Source organism: Thioalkalivibrio sp. ALE19 (assembly GCF_000428605.1).
Taxonomy (GTDB): domain Bacteria; phylum Pseudomonadota; class Gammaproteobacteria; order Ectothiorhodospirales; family Ectothiorhodospiraceae; genus Thioalkalivibrio.
Map to the genome: position 1 here is coordinate 1 of NZ_AUAG01000068.1, position 1,071 is coordinate 1,071.

A 1,071-nucleotide genomic window follows, 5' to 3' on the forward strand; every position below is an offset into this window, starting at 1 on the left:
GGCAGCGCCAACCGCGTGACCCTGCCGCCCGAACGCACCATGCTGCCGGATGACGACATCCGCGCGGCCTGCGAACGGGTACAGGGTCTGCGCGCCCCGGAGGTGTGCTACGCCTGCGACCAGGCGTTCCAGGAACTGCTGGGCACGCTGGTGCGCCCACCGGCCGAGGAAGGCGACGCCCGGGGCGAACCCGGGCTGAACGACACTGGCGTGATCGGTGCCCTGGTCCCGCTGGCCGAACGCGGGACCCAGCTGCTCATCTTCAACGTGATCGCCGGCGAACTGCGCTGCACCGAGATCGAATACCTGACCGACTTCGACCCCGACCGCCTCACCTACCCCGGATCACGCGGGGCGATTGCCCCGCGGATCTGGGAACTGTACGAGCGACACTTGGCCGAACTGCATGCAGGCAGTGACTCACCCTTATAACACCTCAAGCATAGCGGACCAAGGCCGCCCCGCCAGCCCTCCCCAAACGTGTCACTTTCAAGGTGGCGAATGCGACATCAGTTCGCGTCGGTGCTTCTCGCGAGGGATTCGGGTTGATGATGTGCGCATGCAGCTCCTCAAGGCACGCAAGCGCCTCGTCCGTCCAGTGAACCGCGCTCACCGCCGCAGGCCGAACCGCCGCTCCACCTCCACCTGCGGCATCACACGCCCGTCCTCACTATCGGCCAGCCCGCGTTCGATGGACGCATGCAGCTCCAGGCGATACACGACGTCCTCCCAACTGGCGTTGTCCGGAAGTTCGTCGATCAGGTCGTGTGCCTGCGCTTTGGGAGTCTTGGTTGCTTCCATGTTTCGCCTCGCCTCTCTAGCTAGCTCAGCCATTTTACACACAGTTGCTCGTCATCGGGAGTGAGCGCGTCGCCAACGCCGCAACACTTACCAAATACGCCTTTCCTGGAATCTGATCGCGAATCTGCGCGTAGCCACCTGGCATTGCCCCTCCTGCCGCGAATCGGTGCCGCGGCTGCTGCCCAACGGCAGCGCCAACCGCGTGACCCTGCCGCCCGAACGCACCATGCTGCCGGATGACGACATCCGCGCGGCCTGCGAACGGGTACA

Annotated in this window: 2 protein-coding genes; one reads left to right on the forward strand and one right to left on the reverse strand. The window is 65.3% G+C overall.

Annotation, left to right across the window (positions count from 1 at the left end; all coding sequences use genetic code 11):
- Window positions 1-432 (forward strand): hypothetical protein (locus F787_RS0114030; RefSeq protein ID WP_028492591.1); only part of this gene is annotated, 432 nt, incomplete at its 5' end.
- A 177-nt stretch (window positions 433-609) separates the two neighbouring features.
- On the opposite strand, the gene F787_RS0114035 is transcribed toward F787_RS0114030, so the two are convergent.
- Window positions 610-801 (reverse strand): hypothetical protein, encoded by a 192-nt coding sequence (locus F787_RS0114035; protein ID WP_028492592.1) that lies wholly within the window; start codon window positions 799-801, stop codon window positions 610-612.
- Window positions 802-1,071 lie beyond the last annotated feature (270 nt).

Coding starts and splice junctions, on each gene's coding strand:
- F787_RS0114035 (WP_028492592.1), bottom strand. CDS start 801: ATGGAAGCAACCAAGACTCCCAAAGCGCAGGCACACGACCTGATCGAC.